The organism is Pseudomonas salomonii (assembly GCF_900107155.1).
In the GTDB taxonomy this organism is placed as follows: Bacteria; Pseudomonadota; Gammaproteobacteria; order Pseudomonadales; family Pseudomonadaceae; genus Aquipseudomonas; species Aquipseudomonas salomonii.
In genome coordinates this window covers 103,936-124,580 of record NZ_FNOX01000006.1, presented here as the reverse complement: position 1 = coordinate 124,580, position 20,645 = coordinate 103,936, and the positions used below count along the sequence as shown (strand labels likewise).

The following is a 20,645-nucleotide window of genomic DNA, read 5'->3' as shown; positions in this document are numbered from 1 at the left end:
GGTGTTACAGCTCGGTGGCGTCATCGGCCGGATCCAGCGGATCCAGTTCAAACGCGTGGTACTCCAGCAGTTCTTCCTGGTATTCGTCCATGGTGGACTCCTTGTTGGTTAAAAGCGGTTGCAGATAAATGACCTGCACACCCAGCCTAAAGTGCCGTGATGACGAAAAAATGTCGGCGTCATGACGTTCCTGCACTTCAAGATAAAACGTAGCAGGGTTGGATCGATTTAGCACTTCGAGATCGAGGTGCGATTGCAATCATTGCAATTGCAATCACATGCCATTTTCCATTAGGGTAGGAACCTCTGTCGCCAGGAGCCTCGCCCCATGCCTGTCTCAACCGCCCAAGCCGCGCAGCGCTGTATCGATGCGCTGAGCAGTGCCGCGCCGCCTCCCGGCTCGCCGCTGTACACGGTCATGACCATGGCCAATACCCTGGAATTGAGCCGACAGGCCTGGGTGATTCGTGGCCAGTCACGCAGCCGCCGTGTGGGCAACTGGCCCAGTTGGTTTGCGCGCAATACCGGCGAAAAACCCCTGCTGTACCTGCACCGTGCAGCATCGTCGGCGCAGTTATGTGGGCTGTCCCAGGCCGCCACGCAGCGCGGCATTCTCTGCAACGACGTCGAGAACCAGCCCTCTGCCTGGCCCAGAGGCGCGCAACCGTCGCTGCCATTGTGGCTGGCGACCAACCCGCACTGCACGCCCTATGACCCGGCTTCCGGCGAAGAAGCCCGGGCGATTGTGCTGGCCGGAATTCACGCGCTGTATGTCGACGGCAAGCCGGGGTTTTATTACCTCGCGCTGCATGATCAACAGCGCCCAGCGCGGCTGGATAAGCAGGATCGTGAAGAAGCGCTCAAGGGCATGTACCCGCTCCAGCGTACTCACACTGGGGAGGTGCGCTTGCTGGGTGCGGGCCGAGCGCTCGAGGACGTGACCCACGCGGCGCAATTGCTTGAACAGGATTGGGCAGTGACGGCGCAGGTATGGAGCTGCCCAAGCTACACGCGGCTGGCCCGTGAGGCAGCGGCGGCCGAGCGCTGGAATCGCCTGCACCCGATGGCCGCCCGGCAAAGCTGCCATTTGCAGGAGTGCCTGGCCGGGAGCAGCGCGCCGGTGATTGCCGTGACCGGTTATCCGCAGGTGATTGTCGATCAGTTGGCGGCGCATGTGCCGGCGCGGTTTGTCGGGTTGGGTGCAGGGTCGGTGCAGGCGTCTGCGCCCAGTCGGTATTGGATTGTGGTGTGTGCGCTGCGGGCGTTGGCCGATGAAGGCCGTATTGGTGTTGAGCAGGTCGAAACGGCGATGCGTCGGTATCCACTGTGATGGCTGGCAATACGATCAAAATGTGGGAGCGGGCTTGCTCGCGAATGCGATCTGTCAGACACATAGAGGCTGGCTGACCCACCGCATTCGCGAGCAAGCCCGCTCCCACATTGGACCCTCATCGCCTATTAGATCTTGCGTCGGCTGCGGATTTGCACGCCCGCCTCCACCGCCAGCCCCGCCGTGCGCTCCAAGGTATCGGCAAACAGCTGGCGCTGCTCAGGCTCGATTTGCGACAGGAACAGCTCATCCACCGTGCTTTCGTAGATTTTCCACATCTGTTTACGCAACACCCGGCCGGCCTCGGTGATCGAGGCAAACGCTGCGCGGCCGTCGCCGTCGGAACGTGAACGCACCACCAGGCCGTCCTTTTCCAGGCGGTCTACCAGGCGTGTCAGGTTGTAGCGCTCAATCGCCAGCACATCGGCCAATTCGTGCATGCGCCGCGTGCCGTTGGGGCCGCTTTCCAGGCCCCATAACGCGTCATACCAGGCGTAGGGCGGCAGGTCTGCCGCGGCCAGGCGGCGTTCGATTTCTCGGATGACCGTCCTGTGGGCCCTGACAAAACGGAACCATACATCTGGCTCTTTCGACGACATGCAACACCATCCGGGGAATTTCAAGAAGGTTGCAATAGTAGCTCATCCCGCGCTAGATTCAGTCATGTAGTTGCAATTGCAATTACATTCGCGCAACTCCCACAAGGAGCCCGCTGCTTGAAATCCGCCTACCCTGGAGCCGCACATGACCCCCAATAACGCAGTAAGACTGGACGACGATCCACAGGAAACCCGCGAGTGGCTGGAGTCCATCGAATCGGTGCTGTCCACCGAAGGCCGCCCACGTGCCCACTACCTGATAGATCAGTTGTTGGATTTCGACGTTGCGCGCCATGGTGACTTCTACGGGCGGGTGACCACGCCTTACGTCAACACCATCGCGGTTGACCGCCAACTGCCCTACCCCGGCAACCTGGCCATCGAGCGGCGCACCAATGCGTTTATTCGCTGGAATGCCATGGCGATGGTGCTGCGTGCGGGTAAACACTCGGGTGTCGGTGGGCATATTGCGACCTACGCGTCGGCCGCCGTCCTGTACGACGTAGGTTTCGACCACTTCTTCCGTGGCCGAACCGATACCTTCGACGGCGATCTGGTGTACATCCAGGGCCACTCCTCCCCGGGCATTTACGGCCGCGCCTACCTCGAAGGCCGCATCAGCGAAGCGCAGCTGGACAACTTTCGCCGCGAGGCCGGTGGCGAGGGCTTGTCCTCCTACCCGCACCCACGGCTGATGCCGGACTTCTGGCAGTTCCCGACAGTATCGATGGGCCTGGGCCCGATTACCGCCGCCTACCAGGCGCGCTTTATGCGCTACCTGGAGTTCCGTGACCTCAAGCCACACCAAGGCCGCAAGGTGTGGGCATTCCTGGGCGACGGCGAAATGGACCAGCCGGAATCCCTGGCGGCCATCTCCCTGGCCGGCCGCGAGAAGCTCGACAACCTGATCTTTGTGGTCAACTGCAACCTGCAGCGCCTGGACGGCCCGGTGCGCGGCAATGCCAAGGTGATCCAGGAGTTCGAAAGCCTGTACCGCGCCGCCGGCTGGAATGTGATCAAGGTGATCTGGGGCGGCGGCTGGGATGCGCTGCTGGAAAAGGACCAGAGCGGCCTGTTGCGCCAACGCATGATGGAGTGCGTGGACGGCGACTACCAGAACTACAAATCCCAGAACGGCGCCTATGTGCGTGAACATTTCTTCGGCAAATACCCGCAATTACTGGCGCTGGTTGCCGACATGTCCGACGACGATATCTGGAAACTCTCACGCGGTGGCCACGACCCGGACAAGGTCTACAACGCCTACGCCGCTGCCGTGCGCCACAAGGGCCAACCGACGGTGATCCTGGCCAAAACCGTCAAGGGTTTCGGCATGGGCGAAGCAGGCGAAGGCCAGAACATCAATCACCAGTTGAAGAAGATGGGCGCTGATGCCGTAAAAGCCTTTCGCGACCGCTTCGGCCTGGAAGTGGCCGATGACCAGCTCGACGAAATCCCTTACCTCAAGCCTGCCGCCGACAGCGAAGAAGCCCGCTACTTCGCTGCCCGTCGCCAGGCGTTGGGCGGCTATGTGCCAGCACGACACACTGCGGTCGAAGCCTTGCAGATTCCCGAACTGAGCGCGTTTGCCACCCAGCTCAAAGACACCGGCGAGCGCGCCATCTCCACCACCATGGCGTTTGTGCGCATCCTCGGCACGCTGTTGAAAGACCCGCACCTGGGCAAGCTGATCGTACCCATCGTGCCGGACGAGTCGCGCACCTTCGGCATGGAGAGCCTGTTCCGCCAGATCGGCATTCACTCCGCCGTCGGCCAGCTCTATACCCCGCAAGACGCCGGGCAATTGAGCTACTACAAAGAGAGCAAAGACGGACAGATCATGCAGGAAGGCCTGAATGAATCCGGGGCCATTTCTTCGTGGATTGCGGCGAGCACGTCTTACAGCAATCACGGCTTGATGACCGTGCCGTTCTACATTTTCTATTCGATGTTCGGGTTCCAGCGCGTCGGCGACCTGGCCTGGGCCGCCGGCGATGCCCGCGCTCGCGGCTTTCTGCTGGGCGCCACGGCCGGCCGCACCACGCTGATGGGCGAAGGCTTGCAGCATGACGACGGCCACAGCCATATCCTGGCGTCGGTGATCCCCTGCTGCGTCGCCTATGACCCGACCTTTGCCTACGAGCTGGCGGTGATCATTCGCGAAGGCATGCGGCGCATGTACGTCGAACAGGAGGACATTTACTACTACATCACCCTGCTCAACGAAAACTACCCGCACCCGGCCATGCCCGAAGGCGTGGAGGACGGGATTCTCAAAGGCTTGTATCCACTGAGCACGCACCCCCAGGCACAGGTGCAATTGATGGGCAGCGGCTCGATCCTGCGCGAGGTGATTGGCGCAGCGCAACTGCTCGACAAGGACTTTGGCGTAGCCAGTAATGTCTGGAGCGCCACCAGCCTGACCGAATTGCGCCGCGACGGGCACGCGGTAGAGCGCTGGAACCTGCTGCACCCGCAGGACGAACCGCGCGCGAGCTACGTGGAAACCAGCTTGGCCGGACACAGCGGGCCGGTGGTGGTGGCGACGGACTATATGAAGTTATTCGCCGACCAGATCCGCCCGTTTGTACACGGCCGCCGTTTTGTGGCGCTGGGCACCGATGGCTTTGGGCAATCGGACACCCGCGAAACCCTGCGCGAATTCTTTGAGGTGGACCGCCACTTCATCGTGTTGGCGGCGCTGAAGGCGCTGGCCGATGACGGCGTGATCGGGCGTGACAAGGTGAGCGAGGCCATCAGCCGCTACGGGATCAACGTCGACAAGACGAACCCCGTAGCGGTCTGAGTTACTGCCCAGGCGTCGGCAGTGGTGGAATCGCCTCTGTCGGCGCCGGCAGGTTCGGGTTGGTCGGCGCAGGCGCTGGTTCCGCAGCCGGTGCAGGTGTTGGCGCAGTGGTCGGCGCAGTGGTCGGCGCTGGCTCGGCCTGTGGCGAAATCGGTGCCGCCTCTGGCGGCGGTGCCAGCGGTTCCGACACGGCGGGCGCTACCGATGCGTCCTTGGGCGCGTCGACCTTATCGGTCGGCGCAGCCTTATCGGTCGGCGCTACCTTATCGGCAGGCGCAGGCTTATCAGCAGGCGCAGCCGCTTTCGGCTCCGGCACGCCCAGCTCAGCCTTGGGCTTCTCTGAAATATGTTCGGCCGCCTTCACGTCCTGGGGCAGGAACACATCCACCAGCGAGAAGTAGCGATCGTAAAACTTTGGTGCCGTCACCGTCTCGCTGGCCACCTTGACCATCGAATCATCGGTTGAGCCGATCGGCATCGACACCGAGCCCAACACACCCACGCCGAGGCTGGCGGAGTTGTTGACCTTCTTCAGCGCGTAGCGGTCCTGCAAGGCGTTGGCGAACATGGTTGAGTGCTTGGCGCCTTTGCCATCATCGGCACACACCACGTTGAAGCTGATTTGCAGATGGGTTTCGCCGGTCTGCTGGAAGCTCTTGTTACCCACCACCAGCTTGGGGTCGCTGCTGGTGATGATGTAACCCTGGCTCAACAGCGCACGTCGCGCCGCTTCACAGGCCGCCACGTCGCTGACCGGGTAATCACGGGAGAACGTGCCGGAGTCGTCGAAATTTTCATGTTCATAAATAGCGGTCTTGGGTGACGAGCAGCCCGCAGCGCCCGCCAGCACCAGCGCCAACCCGAGGCTACGCAAGTGAAATGATGTCGACATCGAAAATCCTGAGGAAAACAGTCAGGGCGCTATTGTGCAACAGAACGCAGGGTTGGCGCGCACATTCCTGTCGGTAAAACGTCACAGCGTTATTACACCGCCTGCGCAGGGAAAAGCCCGGCAGACATATGGTCGATAAACACCCGCAGCTTGGCCGAGGCGAAGCGACTCGAGGGCCACAGCATCCAGAAACTGCCACGGTGGACCAGATGTTCATCCAGCACCCGTTGCAGACGCCCCTGGCGCACCGCCTCCTTGACCATAAAGTCCGGCAGGCAGGCGATGCCCAGCCCTTCGTGCACCACATAGCTGAGGGACTCGATGGTGGTGCTGACCAGCGGCGCACGCAGCACCGGCTCCGCCACGCCCGGCACCGGGCGCAGTGGCCAGGGCTCCAGCTTGCCGGTGGCGCAGAACTTGTGGCGCAGGCAGGCATGGCCGCTCAAATCCTGCGGCTGTTGCGGCGTGCCATGCTGGGCCAGGTAACCCGGCGTGGCCACCAGGACCAGTTGATAATGCCCCAGACGACGTGCCATCAGCCGTGAATCTTCCGGCTTGCCGGTGCGAATCACCGCATCAAAACCTTCCTCGATCACGTCGACCATGCGATCGGAGAAGTCCACATCCAGTTCAATGTCCGGGTAGGCGCGCATAAAGTCGCTGAGCACCGGCATCAACAAGCCACGCACTTGCGGCAAGCTGATGCGCAATGTACCTCGGGGCGTGGCGCCGGCCTCGGTCAATTCCTGCTCGGCCGCTTCCACCTCGGCCAGAATCCGTCGCGAGCGCTCCAGGAACAGCGCGCCTTCGCCGGTCAGGGTGACGCTGCGTGTGCTGCGATGAAACAGCCGCACGCCCAGGCGTTCTTCCATGCGCGCGATGCTTTTGCCCACGGCCGAAGACGACACCCCCTGCACGCGGCCAGCAGCGGTAAAGCTGCGGGTTTCCGCAACCTGCACGAACACCGCAAGGCTACTCAGACTGTCCATCGCCCATCCTTATCGATTACGGACTTTGATGTCCGATAAGTTCGGAACCTTAGCCTGTTTTTCCGCAACCCACAGCCCCCTACTCTGCCTCCTGACCTTTTGCATGGAGACGGAACATGAGCGACTGCCCCCCGATTACCAACCCGGCCGTCACGACCGTAAAGGACGCACTGCCCCTCGGCGGCTTGCTGGCCTTGGCGTGTGCCGGGTTTATCACGATTCTGACCGAGGCCATGCCGGCCGGGCTGTTGCCGCAAATGAGCGAAGGGCTGCAGGTTTCGCAGGCGTTGGTCGGCCAACTGGTGACCCTGTATGCCCTCGGTTCATTGCTCGCGGCCATTCCCCTGACCTTATTGACCCAAGGCTGGCGGCGGCGTCCGTTGCTGCTGATTGCCATCGGCGGCTTTGCCCTGGTCAACAGCGTCACGGCACTCTCCACCCATTACGGGCTGACCCTGGTTGCGCGGTTTTTTGCCGGCGTATTCGCCGGGTTGCTTTGGGCGTTGCTGGCCGGGTATGCCAGCCGGATGGTGGCCCCGCGTCTGCAAGGCCGGGCGATTGCTGTGGCCATGCTCGGCGCACCGCTGGCGTTGTCGCTGGGTGTACCCGCCGGCACTTTCCTCGGCACTGCGGTGGGCTGGCGCCTGAGCTTTGCGATCATGACCGGGCTGACGCTGTTGCTGCTGGTGTGGGCACGCTGGCAACTGCCGGATTTCGCCGGGCAAACGGCGCAACAGCGCTTGGGTTTGCGCCAAGTGTTTAACCTGCCGGGCATTCGTCCGGTGCTGTGGGTGACGTTTACCTACGTACTGGCGCACAACATTCTGTACACCTACATCGCCCCACTGCTGGTGCCTGCCGGGTTAGAAGCCGACATCGACCGGATCTTGCTGGTGTTTGGTCTCGCGGCCTTGCTGAGCATCTGGCTGACGGGCGTGCTGATTGATCAACACTTGCGGCGCCTGCTGATCATCAGTTGCGTGATGTTCGCGCTAGCGGCCCTGGCACTGGGCGTGTGGATGACCTCCGCCGGTGCGGTGTATGCCAGCGTGGCGCTGTGGGGCCTGGCCTTTGGTGGCTTGCCGGCACTGCTGCAGACGGCGCTGGCCAAGTCTGCCGGTGACTCGGCCGATGCCGCGCAATCGATGCTGGTGACGGTGTGGAACCTGGGAATCGCCGGCGGCGGGCTGGCGGGCGGCCTGTTACTGCAAACATCGGGGGTTGAGGTGTTCCCCTGGGCGGTGGGCGGATTGGTACTGTTGGCATTGGCGGCGACACGGCGCATCGCGAGGACAAGCGCTGGATATAGGGTTAACCTTGAAACACCCTGAAACTTATTTGGAATTCACCTGGGTGATCAAACCGTTCATTTCACTGCGCCGCCGCTTTACCTCACTGCGCTGGCGCACCCGGATCACCCTGTGGGCCGGCGCCACCATCGCCGGGCTGATGGTGGTGATGTTTGCGCGCCTGGCTGACGTGGCGCTCACTCAATTCGCCGAGCAATCCAGCGCCCATCCGTGGCTGCCCTTTCTCTATACACCGCTGGTGGGCATGCTGGTGGTGTGGCTGACCACGCGCTTTTTTGCCGGTGCCCAAGGCAGCGGCATTCCCCAGGTCATCGCTGCCACCCGCCTGGCCAACAAGGGGCAGGACGTCAGCAGGCTGGTGTCCTTGCGTATCGCCTTCGCCAAGATAGGCCTCGGTACATTGGCGTTGACCGGCGGTTTTTCCGCCGGGCGCGAAGGGCCGTCCGTGCAGGTGGCGGCGTCGATCATGCACTTCTTCCATCGCTACCTGCCCAATGCCCGCATCATCCGCAGCGAAGACTTGATCCTGGCCGGCGGCGCTGCCGGTATCGCCGCTGCGTTCAATACGCCGTTGGCCGGCATCGCCTTCGCAGTCGAAGAGTTGGGGCGCAAGCTCGAAACGCGCACCAGCGGTGTCTTGCTCAGCACGATTATTTTATCGGGGATGGTCGCCATCGCCCTGCAGGGCAATTACAACTATTTCGGCCATCTGGACGTTGAGGAGATCAAACTCGACATCATTATTCCGGTGCTGGCGGCAGGCATCGGCTGCGGCCTGCTCGGCGGGCTGTTCAGCCGCATGCTGCTGTGGCCCCAGCGCCACCACAGGTTTGTAGTCTGGGAATGGCGGCGTGCCCACCCGGTGTGGTTCGCCGGGGCGTGTGGGCTGGTAGTGGCAATCCTGGGCTGGCTCAGCGGCGGAATGTCCTTCGGCAGCGGCTACGGGATTACTTCGCAGATCATTGCTGCCGATGTCGGCTTGCCGTGGCATGCGCCGGTCACGCGTTTCCTGGCCACGGTGGTCACCTATTTTTCCGGGATTCCCGGCGGCATCTTTGCCCCGTCGCTGGCCGTCGGCGCGGCCGTGGGCGCCAACGCAGCCGAGTTCTTCGCGCTGGCAGCGCAACCGACCATTGCGCTGTGCATGGTGGGCTTTCTGGCGGCCGTGACCCAATCGCCGATCACCTCGGCAATCATCGTGATGGAGATGATCGACAGCCACGGGATGGTGATCAGCCTGATGGCGGTGGCGCTGATTGCCAAGGCCGTCAGCTCGCGAATGGGGCCGGAGTTGTACCAGCAATTGGCGCGCGGTTTTCTGCACCCGCCGACAAAAAGCCCGTAACCCTGACAACATTGTTTACAACTTATTCATCAACTTCCTATCATCGCTCTGGGTGCGTGACTGCATAGGGCACAACGCAGGTTAAAGCAAAGCATTGGTCGGGCCGCCAATGGAGACTTGTCGTGCCCAAAAAACACCCTGCCATCCCTCGTCCCCAGGCCTTGACCGAGGGCGCACTGTCGGCTCTTGAGCGGTTTTCACGCATCGAGGCGGTCAGCGGCATCGTCCTGCTGCTGGCGGCCATTGCTGCGCTGATCTGGGCCAACAGCCCCGCCGCCGCGTCCTATGAACACTTCTGGAACACCCCGATCACCCTCGGGCTGGGCGACTTCAGTGTGTCGCGATCACTGCACTTTCTGGTCAACGACGGCCTGATGACCATCTTCTTCCTGGTGGTTGGCGCCGAGATACGCCAGGAAATAAAGGACGGCGCACTCGCCAACCTGAAACTTGCGACCCTGCCGCTGGGCGCCGCACTGGGTGGCGTATTGATGCCCGCCATCCTCTACACTGCGCTCAATCATGGCACCGCCGCCGCCAGTGGCTGGGCCGTGCCTACCGCCACCGACATTGCCTTTGCCGTCGGCGTGCTGGCGCTGTTGGGCAAATCGATCCCCAGCGGTGTGCGTGTGTTGCTGCTGGCACTGGCCATCATCGATGACATCGTGGCGATCCTGATCATTGCCGTGTTCTTCACTGCCAGCCTGGACTACATGGGCCTGGTGGTGGCCGCAGGCGGTTTGGCCTTAGTGCTGGTGTTCCAGCGGATGGGCATCAGCAAGGCGGCGATCTATCTGCTGCCGGGGGCGATTGTCTGGTTCGGCCTGCTCAAGACCGGCGTGCACCCGACCCTCGCCGGGGTGATCCTGGGCCTGATGACGCCGGTGAGTTCCAAACCGACCACCGAACGCCCCCTGGACACCATCGGACGTACCTTCAACGAGCTGATGGATCGCCTTTCGCAACCGTCCGACGACGCGCACCAGGTCGCCAGGCCGCTCAAGCAACTGCGCGAAGCCCAACGTGAGCTGATGCCGCCGGTGCAGCGCGTGCAATCGGCGTTGCACCCGTGGGTCGCGTTCGGCGTGATGCCGCTGTTCGCCCTGGCCAATGCCGGTGTGAGCCTACAGGGCTTGAACCTTGAGCACCCGCTGCCCCACGGCGTGTTTATGGGCGTGATCGTCGCCTTGGTGATCGGCAAGCCGTTGGGCGTGATGCTGGCGAGTGTCACGCTGGTCAAACTCAATATCTGCAAGCTGCCCGACGGTGTCACCTGGAGCGGTGTCGGCCTGGTCGGCCTGCTGGCGGGGATTGGTTTTACCATGTCGATCTTTATCTCGTCCCTGGCCTTCTCCGACCCGGAACTCCTGGCAGCGGCCAAACTGAGTGTGCTGACGGCGTCGACCGTGGCAGCGGTGATTGGGTTGAGCTGGGGCAAACTGAAGTTCTGAGCCGGTCTGCGCGGCCCGCTTTCTGCACTTGCGTGCGGGTGACGCAGAGCGTCACGGGATGCATTACCACGCAGAGCGTGGGAACGATCAGTTCTGAGCTGGACATTGCGCAAAAAAAAGCCCCCGGTCTTTCGGACCGGGGGCTTTTCTATTCAAACCAACATCAGAACTTCTTGATGTCAGCCTTGGTTTCCAACTGCTTGCGGTAGGCAGCAAAGTCCTGCTGGCCAATACGCGAGGCGAGGAAGCGGCGGTATTGCGCCTTTTCGTCGTCGGTAGGGGCTGCAGCTTCGTTGACGCCGTTCAAGCGCACGATCACCAGGCTACCGTCAGCCAGGGTCACGGTGGTGAAGGTCGGCTTGTCCTTGGCCGCAGGCTTTGGCATGCGGAACAGGGCTTGCAGCACGGCCGGCTCGATCGCTTCAGCGTTACGGGTCGCCGCTTCAGTCACCTTCCAGGCCTGGCCGTCGATCGGCTGGTTCAACGGGGTCTTGCTGTCACGCAGGCTGGCGATCAACTCGTCGGCATGGGTTTTGGCAGCCGCGATGGCGCGCTCTTTGGTCATCTGGGTGCGGATCGCAGCCGACACGCTTTCCAGCGGCAGTTGCGCAGGCTTCAGATGCTCTTTGGCACGCAGCACGATGACGGTTTCCGGGTCCAGCTCGATAGCGCCGCTGTTGGCACCTTCATCCAGCACTTCCGGGCTGAACGCAGCAGTGACCACGGCACGGTTGGCCGCAACACCTTCGCCACCTTCACGGCCAAACGGCGCGGACGTGTGCACGGTCAGCTTCAGGTCGGACGCCGGCTGAGCCAGGTCGGAGGCTTCGAATGCCGCGTCTTCCAATTGCTTGGTCGCCTCGACATAACGCTGCTCGACCTGCTGGGTCTTGAGTTCACGGGTCAGCTTGTCTTTCAGGCTGGCAAACGATGGCACTTCTGGTGCTTCAACGCCCAACAGCTTGATCAAGTGCCAACCGAAGGTGGTTCGCACCGGCGCCGACACCTGGTCCTTGTTCAAGGCATACAGGGCGGTTTCGAAGTCCGGGTCGTAGACGCCAGGGCCGGCAAAGCCCAAGTCACCGCCATTGTTGGCCGAACCTGGATCCTGGGAGAACTCCTTGGCCAGGGCTTCGAACTTCTCACCCTTGGCCAGGCGTGCCTGGATGTCTTCGATCTTGGCCTTGGCTTGCGCGTCGGTGGTCTTGTCGTTGACTTCAATCAGGATGTGCGCGGCACGACGCTGTTCAGCGAGGTTGGCGGTTTCTTTCTGATAGGCCGCCTGCAGCTCTTCGTCCTTGACGGTGACCTGGTCGAAGAAGGACGACTTCTTCAGTTCCAGGTAATCGATGACCACTTGATCGGGAGTCATGAACTCTTTGGCGTGCTGGTCGTAGTAAGCCTTGACCTCATCGTCGGTAAGCTTCACCGCCGCAGGGTCGGTCTTGATCTTGACGGTGGCAAAATCGCGGGTCTGTTTTTCCAGACGGGCGAAAGCCAGCACTTCGGCGTCGGTGACGAAACCGCTGCCGGCGATGCCTGCGCGAACCTGGCCGATCAGCATTTCCTGGGTCAGCATCTGACGGAATTGCATACGGGTGTAGCCCAGCTGACGGATCACCTGGTCAAAGCGTTCGGCACTGAACTTGCCGTCCACCTGGAATTCCGGCGTCTGCAGGATCACTTGGTCCAGCGCAGCTTCAGAGAAGCCGAACTTGGAATCCGCGGCGCCTTGCAGCAACAGCTTGCGATCGATCAGGCCCTTCAGAGCGGCTTCGCGCAGCAGTTTTTCGTGCAGCAGCGAAGCATCGAAATCCTTGCCCAACTGTTGCATCAGCTGGCGACGTTGCATATCGACGGCCTGGCCCAGTTCGGTCTGGGTGATTTCTTCACCGTTGACCTTGGCCACGTCCTGCTTGTTGTTACCCGAAGCCTGGAAAATGGCCTCGATACCGGTGAACGCCATCAATGCGACGATGATCCCGATAATGGTCTTGGCAATCCAGCCTTGTGAATTGTCCCTGATATTTTGCAGCATGCGTCCCCCAGAAACGGTTGATCTTCAAAAATTAGGCAACCGTGGAGCGTGGGTAGAGTCCGGATAGAAGAAAGGCGCATCCGAGGATGCGCCTTCTCGTAACTGGCGGAGCGGACGGGGTTTTGAACCACACCCCAGGCCCTGGCGACCCGATGGATACGCGGGTCAGCTGCCGCTCCGCTGCCAGGTCAGACCTGCGTCTGACCCGGGTAAGCAAGGCTTGAACGAAGCTTAGTTAACCGCTTCTTTCAGGGCTTTACCGGCTTTGAAACCTGGTTTTTTGGCAGCAGCGATTTGCAGTGCTTTGCCAGTCTGTGGGTTACGGCCAGTGCGAGCTGGGCGGTCAGTCACAGAGAAAGTACCGAAGCCTACCAGTACCACGGAGTCGCCGGCCTTCAGAGCGCCAGTGACGGATTCGATTACTGCGTCCAGCGCACGGCCGGCAGCAGCTTTCGGGATATCAGCGGATGCGGCGATAGCATCAATCAGTTCCGACTTGTTCACTCTAAGTCCCCTTATATATCTATTGAGTATGATTCTAAGTTTTTTGGTGAAAGCAAAAACCAGTGCTGAATGGCCTACAGACACTTAAGAGCCGCTTTATAACAAGGGCTCTAAAAAGCTGTCAAGGAAGCCCCCAGGCTTAATCGCATTAATGCGTGCTAATTCTTTCCTTGGAATCGGACTCGCGTTTTTCGTCCTTCGCGACAATCTCCGGAGCCACATCCGGCAAGGGCTCCGGCGCGTATTGCAGCGCAATTTGCAGGACCTCGTCAATCCATTTAACCGGTTTAATCTGAAGATCCTGCTTGATATTGTCCGGAATTTCCTTTAAGTCGCGAACATTCTCTTCAGGAATGATCACGGTCTTGATACCACCCCGGTGTGCAGCGAGCAATTTCTCTTTCAGACCACCGATGGCCAATACCTGACCACGCAGGGTAATTTCCCCGGTCATCGCCACATCGGCACGCACAGGAATGCCAGTCAGAGCCGACACCAGTGCCGTGCACATGCCTACACCCGCGCTAGGCCCGTCTTTGGGGGTCGCCCCTTCCGGCATGTGGATGTGGGTGTCGTGCTTCTCGTGGAAGTCCAGGGGGATCCCCAGGCTCTTGGCGCGGCTGCGCACTACGGTCTGCGCGGCGGTGATCGATTCGACCATCACATCACCCAGCGAACCCGTCTTGATAAGCTGGCCTTTGCCCGGGATCACCGCAGCTTCGATGGTCAGCAGTTCGCCGCCCACCTGGGTCCACGCCAGGCCAGTTACCTGCCCTACCTGATCCTGCTGCTCAGCCAGGCCGTAACGGAATTTCTTCACGCCCAGGAAGTGCTCCAGGGAATCGGCAACCACCTTCACCGAGAAGCGTTTTTCCAGCGAGTGCTCCTTGACCGCTTTGCGGCAGATCTTCGCAATCTGACGCTCAAGGCCACGCACACCGGCTTCGCGGGTGTAGTAACGCACGATGTCGCGGATCGCTTCGACCTCAAATTCGATCTCGCCTTTTTTCAGGCCATTGGCCGAAATCTGCTTGGGCGCGAGGTATTTGACGGCGATGTTGATCTTTTCGTCTTCGGTGTAACCCGGCAGACGAATCACCTCCATCCGGTCCAGCAGGGCTGGCGGGATGTTCATGGAGTTGGAGGTGCACAGGAACATTACGTCGGACAAGTCGTAGTCGACTTCCAGGTAATGGTCGTTGAAATTGTGGTTTTGCTCGGGGTCGAGCACTTCGAGCAACGCCGAGGCCGGATCGCCACGCATGTCGCTGCCCATTTTGTCGATTTCATCGAGCAGGAACAGCGGGTTGCGCACACCCACCTTTGTCATTTTTTGAATCAATCTTCCTGGCATCGAACCGATGTAAGTACGGCGATGGCCACGAATTTCCGCTTCATCACGCACACCGCCAAGGGCCATGCGCACAAATTTACGGTTGGTCGCACTGGCAATCGACTCGGCCAGGGAGGTTTTACCCACACCCGGAGGCCCGACCAGGCACAACACCGGGCCACGAATTTTCTTCACGCGCTTTTGCACGGCGAGGTATTCGAGGATGCGTTCTTTAACTTCTTCGAGGCCGTAGTGGTCGGCGTCAAGGATCTCTTCGGCACGGGCCAGGTCCAGGCGCACCTTGGTCTGAGCCTTCCACGGCACCTGCACGAGCCAGTCGATGTAGGAACGCACCACGGTGGCTTCGGCCGACATTGGCGACATTTGCTTGAGCTTGTTCAGCTCAGCCATGGCCTTGGTCAGGGCGTCTTTAGGCAGGCCGGCGGCGTCGATGCGCTTTTTCAGCTCTTCGACTTCGTTGTGGCCTTCTTCGCTGTCGCCGAGTTCTTTCTGAATGGCCTTCATCTGCTCATTCAGGTAGTACTCGCGCTGGCTGCGCTCCATTTGTTTCTTCACGCGGCCACGGATGCGCTTCTCAACCTGCAGCAGGTCGATTTCACCATCCAGCAGCGCCAGCACGTGTTCGACACGGGCCGGCAGGTCGATGATTTCGAGGATGTCCTGCTTCTGCTCGATCTTGAGCGCCATGTGCGCGGCCATGGTGTCGACCAGGCGGCTTGGCTCATCGATGCTGTTGAGAGAAGACAGCACTTCAGCCGGGACTTTCTTGCCCAACTGCACATACTGCTCGAACTGCGAGAGCAGGCTGCGCACAAACACTTCGGATTCGCGCTCAGGGGCTTCGACTTCATCGATCAGCGCCACTTCGGCGCGCAGATGCCCGTCCACCTCCATGAAGCGCTCGACCGCACCACGTTGCTCGCCTTCGACCAGCACCTTGACGGTGCCATCGGGCAACTTGAGCAATTGCAGAACAGTCGCAACGGTGCCGACGCGATACAGGGCGTCTTCGCCTGGATCATCATCAGCAGGATTCTTCTGGGCCAACAGCAGGATTTGCTTGTCGCCCGTCATCGCAGCCTCGAGGGCTTCGATAGACTTCTCGCGCCCCACGAACAGCGGGATAACCATGTGCGGATAGACGACGACATCACGCAACGGCAGGAGAGGCAATTCAATGGTTGTCTTCATGATTTCGCCTCTATGACAGTTGAAAAATTAGCTTGAAACCAAGATGGGGGCTGTACGCAAAAAAAACAAGCTCAATGCCAGCAGTTAAACGCATGAATAAACGCGAATTTAACCGCAGAACACAAACCGCCCCGAAAAACCGCCACATAAAAAGAAAGGGCCTCGAAAGGCCCTTGCTTGTACTGCGACGGCTTGACGCTTACGCGTCAGGTGCAGCCTTGGCAGCCGGCTCACTGTTTTCGTAGATATACAGTGGCTTGGACTTGCCTTCGATAACGCTTTCGTCGATCACCACCTTGCTCACCTCGGATTGCGAGGGGATTTCGTACATGGTGTCGAGCAACACGCCTTCGAGGATCGAACGCAGGCCACGTGCACCGGTCTTGCGCTCCAGTGCCCGCTTGGCCACTGATTTGAGCGCGTCGGTACGGAACTCGAGGTCTACACCTTCCATCTCGAACAGCTTGGCGTATTGCTTGGTCAGGGCGTTTTTCGGCTCGGTGAGGATCTGAATCAAAGCCGCCTCATCCAGTTCGTCCAACGTGGCCAGGACCGGCAGACGGCCAACGAATTCCGGGATCAGACCGAACTTGACCAAATCGTCAGGTTCGACTTCACGCAGGGACTCGCCCACCTTCTTGCCTTCTTCCTTGCTGCGCACTTCTGCACCAAAGCCGATGCCGCCACGGGTGGAACGTTGCTGAATAACCTTTTCCAGCCCCGAGAATGCACCGCCACAGATGAACAGGATGTTGCGCGTATCAACCTGAAGGAATTCCTGCTGCGGGTGCTTGCGGCCGCCTTGTGGCGGTACGGAAGCAACCGTGCCTTCGATCAGTTTCAACAGGGCTTGCTGCACGCCTTCACCGGAAACGTCCCGAGTGATCGACGGGTTGTCGGACTTGCGCGAAATCTTGTCGATTTCGTCGATGTAGACAATACCCATCTGGGCCTTCTCTACGTCGTAGTCGCACTTCTGCAGCAGTTTCTGAATGATGTTCTCGACATCTTCACCCACGTAGCCAGCCTCGGTGAGGGTGGTGGCGTCGGCGATGGTGAACGGAACGTTCAGCAGGCGAGCGAGGGTTTCTGCAAGCAGGGTTTTACCCGAGCCTGTAGGACCAATCAGCAAGATGTTGCTCTTGCCGAGTTCGACTTCGTCGCCTTTCTTGTCACGCTGGTTCAAGCGCTTGTAGTGGTTGTACACCGCTACCGCCAGAACCTTTTTTGCACGCTCTTGACCAATCACATACTGATCAAGGATGCCGCTGATTTCTTTAGGCGAAGGCAATTTATGCGCGCTGCTCTCGGCCTGGGCTTCCTGCACCTCCTCGCGGATGATGTCATTGCACAGGTCGACGCACTCGTCGCAGATAAACACCGAGGGGCCGGCAATCAATTTGCGTACTTCATGCTGGCTTTTGCCGCAGAAGGAGCAATAGAGCAGCTTGCCGTTGTCCTCGCCGTTGCGGGTGTCAGTCATTCGTTCGATCCAAATCCGATAGGCTTGCAACACAAGATGAAGGCTTATGCGGGCTTTTTCAAGCCCGCCGGTGGTCGGACATGCCGACCAGCCTTATTTTGAGGTGCTTATATTAAGCGGGGCGCTTTTCGATCACTGCGTCGATCAACCCGTATTCACGAGCAGCTTCAGCGCTCATGAAATTGTCGCGGTTGGTGTCACGCTCGATTTCTTCCAGGGTGTGCCCGCTGTGCTTGGCCATCAGCGTGTTCAGACGCTCACGAATAAACAGGATTTCCTTGGCGTGGATTTCGATGTCCGATGCCTGGCCCTGGAAACCGCCCAACGGCTGGTGAATCATCACGCGCGAGTTCGGCAGGCAGTAACGCTTGCCCTCGGCACCTGCGGTCAGCAGGAACGCGCCCATGCTGCAGGCCTGGCCGATGCACGTGGTCGACACGTTTGGCTTGATGAACTGCATGGTGTCGTAAATCGACATGCCTGCAGTGACCGAGCCGCCCGGGGAGTTGATGTAAAGATGGATGTCCTTGTCCGGGTTTTCCGCTTCAAGGAACAGCAGTTGCGCGCAGATCAGGTTGGCCATGTAGTCCTCTACCGGGCCGACCAGAAAAATCACTCGTTCCTTGAGCAGGCGCGAGTAGATGTCATAGGCGCGTTCGCCACGAGCAGATTGCTCGACAACCATCGGGACCAGGCCGCCGGCGGCCTGGATATCAGAGTTCTGCTGAATATAGGAATTACGGAACATGCTCTGCAGTTACTCCCAAATAGTCATGTCTTGAAAACGCATAAGCCAGCGCGAGGCTGGCTTATGGTTATATTTCGAACGAGTTGGACAATCAGTCGGCTTGTGCTGCTTCCGCCGGTTTGACTGCTTCTTCGTAAGAGACCGCTTTGTCGGTCACCTTAGCCTTCTGCAGAACAGTATCCACAACTTGTTCTTCCAGCACAACCGAACGTACTTCGTTCAGTTGCTGGTCGTTCTTGTAGTACCAAGCCACGACCTGCTCAGGCTCCTGGTAGGCCGAAGCCATTTCCTGGATCATCTCGCGAACGCGATCTTCGTCAGGCTTGAGGTCGAATTGCTTGACCACTTCAGCCACGACCAGACCCAGTACAACGCGGCGCTTGGCTTGCTCTTCGAACAGCTCGGCCGGCAGTTGGTCAGGCTTGATGTTGCCACCGAACTGCTGAACCGCTTGAACGCGCAGGCGATCCACTTCGTTGGACAGCAGGGCCTTGGGCACTTCGATCGGGTTGGCGGCCAGCAGACCATCCATTACCTGGTTCTTGACCTTGGACTTGATGGCCTGACGCAGTTCACGCTCCATGTTCTTGCGAACTTCGGTGCGGAAACCGTCGATGCCGGTTTCCTTGATACCGAACTGGGCGAAGAACTCTTCGTTCAGCTCAGGCAGCTTAGGCTCGGAAACGCTGTTGACGGTCACGGTGAACTCGGCGGCTTTGCCGGCCAGGTCCAGGTTCTGGTAGTCAGCCGGGAAAGTCAGGCTCAGAACGCGTTCTTCACCGGCCTTGGCGCCAACCAGGCCGTCTTCGAAGCCCGGGATCATGCGGTTGGAACCCAGTACCAACTGGGTGCCCTTGGCGGAGCCGCCAGCGAATGCTTCGCCGTCAACCTTGCCAACGAAATCGATGTTCAGCTGGTCTTCGTTCTGGGCGGCACGCTCGGCCACTTCGAAACGAGTGTTCTGCTTGCGCAGGATTTCCAGCATGTTGTCCAGGTCGGCATCCGCCACGTCAGCGCTCAGGCGCTCAACGGCGATGTCTTCGAAACCGGCAACGGTGAATTCCGGGAACACTTCGAATACGGCAACGTATTCCAGGTCTTTACCGGCTTCCAGGGATTTAGGCTCGATCGAAGGCGAACCCGCCGGGTTCAGCTTGTGCTCGACAACAGCTTCGTAGAAGGAAGCCTGGATCACGTCACCCACAGCTTCCTGACGCGCATCGGCACCAAAACGACGCTTGATTTCGCTCATCGGCACTTTGCCTGGACGGAAACCAGCGATCTTGGCCTTTTGGGCAGTCTGCTGCAGACGCTTGTTGACCGCAGTCTCAATACGCTCTGCCGGAACGGTGATGCTCAGGCGGCGCTCGATGGCAGTAGTATTTTCAACAGAAACTTGCATGGATATTCCTCGTTGCACAGACGTTAGCCGGCCGTTTCCGACCCCAGAATCAAGGGCATGCATTCTAGTGGGTCAAACTCAAGAAGTCACCCTACTGAAAACGGGTGGAAAAACAGCAGGCCATTTATAGGTTCAAGTGCACGCATGCACCTCATCCCGTTAGCAAATACAGCGCATCCCGCCAGGGCTCTAGGCCAGCCCTTCTATATATAGAAGAGCCGGATGCACACCCCGGCGAGCGACCCTGCAAGCAAGGTCGAAGGGTGTGGCGGCAGCATCGAGAAACACAAATACGATGAAACGCCCTACCCCGGAAACTCAAAACACTCAAACAAAAACGGCACAGCCCTTTTTCAGGTACTGCGCCGTTATTCGCTATTAAATAGCTGTACTGACCCTTATATAGCCGCGGATCAGTTCTACACGCTCAAAACCGGCAACGATTCTAACGCCAAGGCATTGAGAATGCTTGTTTTTTCTTGACGTCAATCAAGGCCGCAGGCCTGGTGCCGGTCGATGGCGGCAAAAACCCGACTGCGCGCCCGGTGCAGCAGCACCCGCGCGTTGCACAGACTCACGCCCAGCAACTCGGCAATTTCCTCAAGCTCAAGCCCTACACGCTCACGCAGCACAAGCGCGGCGCTCTGAAGCGTCGACAGTTCCTGCAGCGTGCGCTCGATACAGGCACGCAGCTCATCCTCACTGGCCAGCGCCTCGGGCGTATCTTCATGCCAGCCCACCGGCACCGACAACCACTGGCCGCTGGCGGCGCAAAAGCGCTCCTGACCCAGCGCGTCGTCGAAAAACACTTCGCGCCGATTCCGACCATAGCGGCCCTTGGCTTTATTGGCCGTAATGGTCAGCACCCAGGTCTTGAGGCTGGAGCGCCCCTGAAAACCACTCAACCCGCGCACAATCGCCAACCAGGCATCCTGCACCACGTCATCGACATGCCGATGCCCGGCAATCGCCGAAGCCACCGCGCGCATGGCGCCCTGATGGGTGTTGACCAGGTCGCAATAGGCCGCTTGCTCCCCCAACAGCAGGCGCCCGAGCAAGTATGCTTCGCCAACCGCCATTCCCTGATTGCGATCCTGCTGTTGTGCCAACATTTTTCAGACCCTCCACGTAGCAGCGGATGAGGATCCAGGCCCGTCCACGGCCATCCTCGTCAATACATACGCGGCCGGGCATTGTTCGGAT

At 59.9% G+C, this 20,645-nt stretch carries 17 protein-coding genes; 6 read left to right on the top strand and 11 right to left on the bottom strand.

Going from position 1 to position 20,645, the window contains the following annotated elements:
* Window positions 1-4: 4 nt before the first annotated feature.
* Window positions 5-235, bottom strand: a complete 231-nt coding sequence (locus tag BLV67_RS32520) for a hypothetical protein (protein ID WP_143039892.1) — start codon at window positions 233-235, stop codon at window positions 5-7.
* Between the two features lie 93 nt (window positions 236-328).
* Between BLV67_RS32520 and BLV67_RS15070 the strand changes: the two genes are divergently transcribed.
* Window positions 329-1,330: a transketolase-like TK C-terminal-containing protein gene (locus tag BLV67_RS15070; RefSeq protein ID WP_069788291.1), complete on the top strand. Its 1,002-nt coding sequence runs from the start codon at window positions 329-331 to the stop codon at window positions 1,328-1,330.
* Window positions 1,331-1,458: 128 nt separating this feature from the next.
* Here BLV67_RS15070 and BLV67_RS15065 read toward each other — a convergent pair whose 3' ends face one another.
* On the bottom strand, window positions 1,459-1,929 hold the full coding sequence (locus BLV67_RS15065) for a MarR family winged helix-turn-helix transcriptional regulator (RefSeq protein ID WP_069788293.1): 471 nt from the start codon (window positions 1,927-1,929) through the stop codon (window positions 1,459-1,461).
* Window positions 1,930-2,074: 145 nt separating this feature from the next.
* Here BLV67_RS15065 and aceE point away from each other — a divergent pair, with 145 nt between their 5' ends.
* Complete coding sequence (aceE, locus tag BLV67_RS15060) at window positions 2,075-4,735, top strand: pyruvate dehydrogenase (acetyl-transferring), homodimeric type (RefSeq protein WP_069788294.1); 2,661 nt, start codon at window positions 2,075-2,077, stop codon at window positions 4,733-4,735.
* A 1-nt stretch (window position 4,736) separates the two neighbouring features.
* Here the strand turns inward: aceE and BLV67_RS15055 are convergent, their stop codons facing one another.
* Together BLV67_RS15055 and BLV67_RS15050 are read right to left on the bottom strand one after the other, a co-directional pair.
* The gene (locus tag BLV67_RS15055) at window positions 4,737-5,627 is read right to left on the bottom strand and encodes a DUF2242 domain-containing protein (protein WP_069788295.1); all 891 of its coding nucleotides are present in this window, start codon (window positions 5,625-5,627) and stop codon (window positions 4,737-4,739) included.
* A 92-nt stretch (window positions 5,628-5,719) separates the two neighbouring features.
* Window positions 5,720-6,616, bottom strand: a complete 897-nt coding sequence (locus tag BLV67_RS15050) for a LysR family transcriptional regulator (RefSeq protein ID WP_069788296.1) — start codon at window positions 6,614-6,616, stop codon at window positions 5,720-5,722.
* A 116-nt stretch (window positions 6,617-6,732) separates the two neighbouring features.
* Here BLV67_RS15050 and BLV67_RS15045 point away from each other — a divergent pair, with 116 nt between their 5' ends.
* From BLV67_RS15045 to nhaA, 3 genes are all read left to right on the top strand, one after another.
* The gene (locus BLV67_RS15045) at window positions 6,733-7,947 is read left to right on the top strand and encodes an MFS transporter (protein ID WP_069788297.1); all 1,215 of its coding nucleotides are present in this window, start codon (window positions 6,733-6,735) and stop codon (window positions 7,945-7,947) included.
* A 22-nt stretch (window positions 7,948-7,969) separates the two neighbouring features.
* The gene (locus BLV67_RS15040; RefSeq protein WP_069788345.1) at window positions 7,970-9,271 is read left to right on the top strand and encodes a chloride channel protein; all 1,302 of its coding nucleotides are present in this window, start codon (window positions 7,970-7,972) and stop codon (window positions 9,269-9,271) included.
* A gap of 122 nt (window positions 9,272-9,393) precedes the next feature.
* Complete coding sequence (gene nhaA / locus BLV67_RS15035; protein ID WP_069788298.1) at window positions 9,394-10,722, top strand: Na+/H+ antiporter NhaA; 1,329 nt, start codon at window positions 9,394-9,396, stop codon at window positions 10,720-10,722.
* Window positions 10,723-10,885: 163 nt separating this feature from the next.
* Here the strand turns inward: nhaA and BLV67_RS15030 are convergent, their stop codons facing one another.
* The 6 genes from BLV67_RS15030 to tig all read right to left on the bottom strand — a co-directional run bounded on the left by BLV67_RS15030 (window position 10,886) and on the right by tig (window position 19,442).
* Window positions 10,886-12,760 (bottom strand): SurA N-terminal domain-containing protein, encoded by a 1,875-nt coding sequence (locus BLV67_RS15030; RefSeq protein WP_069788299.1) that lies wholly within the window; start codon window positions 12,758-12,760, stop codon window positions 10,886-10,888.
* A 231-nt stretch (window positions 12,761-12,991) separates the two neighbouring features.
* Entirely contained in the window at window positions 12,992-13,279 is a 288-nt protein-coding gene (locus tag BLV67_RS15025; RefSeq protein WP_221034285.1) for an HU family DNA-binding protein, read from the bottom strand.
* A gap of 133 nt (window positions 13,280-13,412) precedes the next feature.
* Window positions 13,413-15,809, bottom strand: coding sequence for an endopeptidase La (gene lon, locus BLV67_RS15020; protein ID WP_065931108.1), 2,397 nt, complete (start codon window positions 15,807-15,809; stop codon window positions 13,413-13,415).
* A 199-nt stretch (window positions 15,810-16,008) separates the two neighbouring features.
* Complete coding sequence (gene clpX, locus BLV67_RS15015) at window positions 16,009-17,292, bottom strand: ATP-dependent Clp protease ATP-binding subunit ClpX (protein WP_017136464.1); 1,284 nt, start codon at window positions 17,290-17,292, stop codon at window positions 16,009-16,011.
* 112 nt (window positions 17,293-17,404) lie between these two features.
* Window positions 17,405-18,040 (bottom strand): ATP-dependent Clp endopeptidase proteolytic subunit ClpP, encoded by a 636-nt coding sequence (gene clpP / locus BLV67_RS15010; protein WP_003174822.1) that lies wholly within the window; start codon window positions 18,038-18,040, stop codon window positions 17,405-17,407.
* Window positions 18,041-18,131: 91 nt separating this feature from the next.
* A complete protein-coding gene (gene tig / locus BLV67_RS15005) occupies window positions 18,132-19,442 on the bottom strand; it encodes a trigger factor (RefSeq protein ID WP_056861394.1) in 1,311 nt (436 codons plus the stop codon).
* 222 nt (window positions 19,443-19,664) lie between these two features.
* On the opposite strand from tig, the gene BLV67_RS15000 reads away from it, so the two are divergent.
* Window positions 19,665-19,925, top strand: coding sequence for a hypothetical protein (locus tag BLV67_RS15000; protein WP_058420897.1), 261 nt, complete (start codon window positions 19,665-19,667; stop codon window positions 19,923-19,925).
* Between the two features lie 2 nt (window positions 19,926-19,927).
* Here the strand turns inward: BLV67_RS15000 and BLV67_RS14995 are convergent, their stop codons facing one another.
* Window positions 19,928-20,521, bottom strand: coding sequence for an RNA polymerase sigma factor (locus BLV67_RS14995; RefSeq protein ID WP_065931187.1), 594 nt, complete (start codon window positions 20,519-20,521; stop codon window positions 19,928-19,930).
* Window positions 20,522-20,645 lie beyond the last annotated feature (124 nt).

Bases quoted from the DNA above. Each gene is read 5' to 3' on its own strand.
- BLV67_RS15070 (WP_069788291.1), top strand. From the start codon at position 329: ATGCCTGTCTCAACCGCCCAAGCCGCGCAGCGCTGTATCGATGCGCTG.
- BLV67_RS15065 (WP_069788293.1), bottom strand. From the start codon at position 1,929: ATGTCGTCGAAAGAGCCAGATGTATGGTTCCGTTTTGTCAGGGCCCAC.
- aceE (WP_069788294.1), top strand. From the start codon at position 2,075: ATGACCCCCAATAACGCAGTAAGACTGGACGACGATCCACAGGAAACC.
- BLV67_RS15055 (WP_069788295.1), bottom strand. From the start codon at position 5,627: ATGTCGACATCATTTCACTTGCGTAGCCTCGGGTTGGCGCTGGTGCTG.
- BLV67_RS15050 (WP_069788296.1), bottom strand. From the start codon at position 6,616: ATGGACAGTCTGAGTAGCCTTGCGGTGTTCGTGCAGGTTGCGGAAACC.
- BLV67_RS15045 (WP_069788297.1), top strand. From the start codon at position 6,733: ATGAGCGACTGCCCCCCGATTACCAACCCGGCCGTCACGACCGTAAAG.
- BLV67_RS15030 (WP_069788299.1), bottom strand. From the start codon at position 12,760: ATGCTGCAAAATATCAGGGACAATTCACAAGGCTGGATTGCCAAGACC.
- lon (WP_065931108.1), bottom strand. From the start codon at position 15,809: ATGAAGACAACCATTGAATTGCCTCTCCTGCCGTTGCGTGATGTCGTC.
- clpX (WP_017136464.1), bottom strand. From the start codon at position 17,292: ATGACTGACACCCGCAACGGCGAGGACAACGGCAAGCTGCTCTATTGC.
- clpP (WP_003174822.1), bottom strand. From the start codon at position 18,040: ATGTTCCGTAATTCCTATATTCAGCAGAACTCTGATATCCAGGCCGCC.
- tig (WP_056861394.1), bottom strand. From the start codon at position 19,442: ATGCAAGTTTCTGTTGAAAATACTACTGCCATCGAGCGCCGCCTGAGC.
- BLV67_RS15000 (WP_058420897.1), top strand. From the start codon at position 19,665: ATGCACACCCCGGCGAGCGACCCTGCAAGCAAGGTCGAAGGGTGTGGC.
- BLV67_RS14995 (WP_065931187.1), bottom strand. From the start codon at position 20,521: ATGGCGGTTGGCGAAGCATACTTGCTCGGGCGCCTGCTGTTGGGGGAG.